At 61.9% G+C, this 4366-nt stretch carries 5 protein-coding genes; all 5 read right to left on the reverse strand.

Annotated elements, in window-relative coordinates; all coding sequences use genetic code 11:
* Positions 1–601 (reverse strand): ABC transporter ATP-binding protein (locus tag Q8O80_RS11010; RefSeq protein WP_305579516.1); only part of this gene is annotated, 601 nt, incomplete at its 3' end.
* A gap of 13 nt (positions 602–614) precedes the next feature.
* Positions 615–1679, reverse strand: coding sequence for a Gfo/Idh/MocA family protein (locus Q8O80_RS11015; protein ID WP_305579517.1), 1065 nt, complete (start codon positions 1677–1679; stop codon positions 615–617).
* Positions 1676–2515: a carbohydrate ABC transporter permease gene (locus tag Q8O80_RS11020; protein WP_045650299.1), complete on the reverse strand. Its 840-nt coding sequence runs from the start codon at positions 2513–2515 to the stop codon at positions 1676–1678. The genes Q8O80_RS11015 and Q8O80_RS11020 overlap by 4 nt, the downstream gene beginning before the upstream one ends.
* A 7-nt stretch (positions 2516–2522) precedes the next feature.
* Positions 2523–3449 carry a carbohydrate ABC transporter permease gene (locus Q8O80_RS11025; protein ID WP_305579518.1) on the reverse strand — a complete coding sequence of 309 codons (927 nt, stop codon included), beginning with the start codon at positions 3447–3449 and terminating at the stop codon, positions 2523–2525.
* A 110-nt stretch (positions 3450–3559) separates the two neighbouring features.
* On the reverse strand, positions 3560–4366 hold an 807-nt coding region (locus tag Q8O80_RS11030), incomplete at its 5' end, for an ABC transporter substrate-binding protein (RefSeq protein WP_305579519.1).

Below are 4366 nucleotides of genomic sequence, written 5' to 3' on the forward strand. Positions count from 1 at the left end.
CCAGCGTCATCGCCTCGACCTGATCGTGGGTGACGTAGACCATCGTCGCCTTGAGGTGGTCGTGCAGCTTTGCGATCTCCAGGCGTGTCTGCGCGCGCAGTGCTGCGTCGAGATTGGACAGCGGCTCGTCGAACAGGAACAAGTCGGGCTCGCGCACAATGGCGCGACCGATGGCGACGCGCTGGCGTTGGCCTCCGGAAAGTTCCGCCGGCCGCCGGGCGATCAGTTCCTCCATCGACAGCATCGACGCCACCTTGTCGACGCGCTGGCCGATCTCGGCCTTCGCCATGCCCGCCTGTTTCAGGCCAAGGCTCATATTATCGCGCACGTTGAGATGCGTGTAGAGCGCGTATGTCTGGAACACCATGGCGATGCCGCGCTTGGCCGGCGGCACCGAATTCACCTCGCGGCCGTTGATCAGGATGCTGCCCGACGTCGCGTCCTCCAGCCCGGCGATGATGCGCAACAGCGTGGACTTGCCGCAGCCAGAAGGACCGACGAAGACCACGAACTCGCCTTCGCCGACTTCGAGGTCGATGCCCTTCAGCACATCGACAGTGCCGAAGGACTTTCGCACGTCATGCAGTGTCAGCGATCCCAAATACTTGGCACCTTCAGAGGTTGATTTCGACGCCGCTGCGCACGCTTTCGTCCGCCGCGAGGCAGATGCGCAACGACTGCACGGCGTCGTTCATGTGGCGGGTGAGGTCGATGTTCTCGCGGATAGCCTTGAGCATGAAGGCCTGCTCCCGTTCGCACAATTCGTCGTGACCTGGTTCGTCCGCCATCGACAGGTCGGTGTCCGGCCGGACGAAGCGGCCTTCAGGCCCCATCTGCGCCGAATGCACCCGGATCAGTTGCGTCTTGGTATGGGTGTCATGATCGTCGGACTTGGCACCCTTGTTCATAACGATTGAGACGCAGCCATTGGGCGAGATGACGTCCTTCACGAAGAACGCCGTCTCCGACATCATCGGCCCCCAGCCGGCCTCGTACCAGCCGACCGAGCCGTCATCGAACAGTACCTGGAAGTGGCCGTAATTGTACATGTCAGGCGCGATATCATCGGTGAGCCGCAAGCCCATGCCGCGCACCTTGACTGGCCGCGCGTCGGTGATCTGGCACATAACGTCCACATAATGCACGCCGCAGTCGACGATCGGCGGCGTCGTTTCCATCAGCCGGCGGTGGGTCTCCCATGTGCGACCGCTTGACTGCTGGTTGAGGTTCATGCGGAAGACGTAAGGTCCGCCGAGCCCGCGAGCTTCCTCAATCAGCCGGATCCAGGACGGGTGATGGCGCAATATGTAGCCGACGACGACCTTGCGGTCGTTCGCCCTGGCGCACGCGACGACGCGCTCGGCATCCCTCACGGTGGTCGCGATCGGCTTTTCGACGAACACGTGCGATCCCGACTCCATCGCCTTGACCGCGAAATCGGCGTGGCTGTCAGAATAGGTGTTGATCGAGCAAAGGTCCGGCTTCAGCTCGCTTAGTGCTTCGTCGAAGGACGGCAGGATCGCGTGCCCGCGCAGGCTTTCATGCAAAGCCACCTGCGACCGGTTGACCAGCCCGACGATCTCGTAACCAGGGTTGGCGGCGTAGGCCTTTGCGTGGCTCATCCCCATATTGCCGAGACCGGCGACGAGGACTCGGATTGGCGCTTGATCGGCGGTCATTTGACGGCTCCAGCGGTGATTCCGCGGATCAGCTGCCGCGAGAAGATGACATAGAGGACGAGGACAGGCAGAATCGCCAGCGACAGCGCCGACAGCACCGCGTTCCAATTGGTGACGAACTGGCCGATGAACACCTGCGCGCCGAGGGTCACGGTCTTGGTCTCTTCGGCCGGCGCCAGAATCAGCGGAAACCAGAGGTCGTTCCAGATCGGTATCATCGTGAATACGGCGACCGTCGCCATCGCTGGCCGCACCAGCGGCAGCACAAGCCGGAAGAAGATGTGGTACTCCGAAAGCCCGTCGATGCGGCCAGCGTCCTTGAGGTCCTTCGACACCTGTTGCATGAACTCGGAGAGGATGAAGACCGCGAGCGGCAGGCCTTGCGCGGTGTAGACCAGGATCAGTGCCGTCAACGTGTTGACGAGGCCACTGGCGACCATCAGTTGCAGGATCGCGACGGTGCCGAGGCGGATCGGGATCATGATGCCGAGCGCCAGGTAGAGCCCCATCAGCGTGTTGCCACGAAACCGGTACTCCGACAGTGCGAAAGCGGCCATGGCGCCAAACAGCAGCACCAGCGCCAGCGAGGCAACGGTGACCACGAGACTGTTCTGGAAATAGAGGATGAAATCGCCTTGCGCCCAGACCGTCTGGTAGCCGATCAGCGAGAACGTCTCGGCGTCGGGCAGCGAAAGCGGCGAACGGAAGATCGCATTGCGTGTCTTGAACGAGTTGACGACGATAACCAGCACCGGAAACAGCGCGATTGCCGTGTAGGCGATCAGGATTGCGTGTGCCGCTATGGACCGTACCGGAGAGTGGGTGGCGATAGACATGGCGGCCTCAGAACTGGTAGCGGCGCAGCCGCCGCTGGATGATAAAGAGGTAGAAGCAGACACCCGCCAGGATGATCAGGAACATGATCGATGCAATGGTGGAACCCATGCTCGCATCGCCGATCTGGAGCTGGAAGCCAAAGAAGGTGCGGTAGAGGAAGGTACCCAGGATGTCGGTCGCATAGTTCGGCCCGGCCAGCGCGCCTTGCGCGGAGTAGATCAGATCGAAGGCGTTGAAATTGGCGACGAAGGTCAGCACCGAGATGATGCCGATCGACGGCAGGATAAGCGGCAGCTTGACCTTCCAGAACTGCGACATTCCGGTTACGCCATCGCATTCAGCCGCCTCGATGATGTCGTCCGGGATCGACAAAAGCGCGGCATAGATCAGCATCATCGGAATGCCGACGAACTGCCAGACCGAGATTAGGCTGAGCGTCGTCAAAGCGTATTCCTCCTTGCCCAGCCACGGCGCGAACAACATCTTCAGGCCAACAGCATCGAGGATGCTGGGAGCGACGCCCCAGATCGGCGACAGGATCAGCTTCCAGCCGAAGCCGACGATGACGAAAGACAGGATCGTCGGGATGAAGATTGCCGTGCGGTAGGCGCTCGCAAGCCGCAGCCTGGGGCTGGAGAGGATCGCGGCAAGCAGGATGCCGATCGGATTCTGCACCAGCATGTGGATGATGAAGAACCAGGTGTTGTTGCCGAGCGCGTTCCAGAACGATGCCGACCAGCGCGGGTCGAAGAACAGGGTGCGGAAGTTTTCCAGGCCGACAAAGACGGCCTCCCGGTCGATCATGCGGAAGAAGGACAGTTGCAGCGTCCCGAAAAGCGGCAGGATCATCACTGCCGTATAGATGAGCACAGCCGGCGCGAGAAATGCGCCGATATGCCAGCGCACCGTGGGCTTTTCGGACGGTATCGACATGTGTTCCCCGATCTTCGGCCGTCGGAGCCTCGTGCAGCGGGCGCCGGCTTATCGGCCAGGTCGCATTCCCGCGCCGACGATAGCCGGCGCGGGAAGCAATGAGACATAGCTTACTTCTGTGGCTCGTACCAGCTGGCGAGGCCGTCCTGCAGACGCTTGCCGGCGTCTTCGGGCGTCTCTGAGCCGCGGATGACGTTGGCCGAGGCGTTCCAGGTCTCGTTCTCCAGGTTCGGCGTGCCGCGCGACAGGATCTGGTAAGTCGAGCGGATGGTCGACTCGCACTTCTGGCGCCAGGAGATGAATTCCTGGGCAAGCGGATCCTCGAGCGTCACCGGCTCGCTCGACAGCGGGAAGAAGCCCGGCAACGCATTGGCGTAGAGCGTCGCGAACTCCGATGACGCAACCCAGTTGAGGAAGGTCTTCGCGGCCTCGGCGTTCGGCGTCTTGGCGTTCATGCCGATCGCGATGTCGGTGTGGTCGGAGATGTAGCAGGTGTCGCCTGCAGCCTTCACCGGCGGCATGAACGCGCCCATTTCGAAGTCGGCCTGGGTGTTGAAGCCGGAGATTTCCCAAGAGCCTGCCGGGTAGACTGCGGCACGGCCGAGCGTGAACAGGTTCTGGCTATCCGGATAGGTTTGAGCTTCGAAGCCGTCGCCAAGATAGTCCTTCCACTTGGCCAGCACCCGATAGGGCTCGACCCAGGCGTCGTCGGTGAGCTTCTGCTCGCCCTTGATCAGCGCGTTGCGGCCCTCCTCACCCTTCCAGTAGTTCGGGCCGATGTTCTGGTAGCCCATGGTCGCGGCTTCCCACTGGTCGTTGGTGCCCATCGCCATCGGGATGTAGGTGCCATCGGCCTTGATCTTGTCGAGGGCGGCAAAGAATTCGGCCTCGGTTGCGGGCACTTCGATGCCAAGGGC

Origin of the sequence: Devosia sp. (assembly GCF_030689745.1) — a bacterium.
Lineage (GTDB): Bacteria > Pseudomonadota > Alphaproteobacteria > Rhizobiales > Devosiaceae > Devosia > Devosia alba.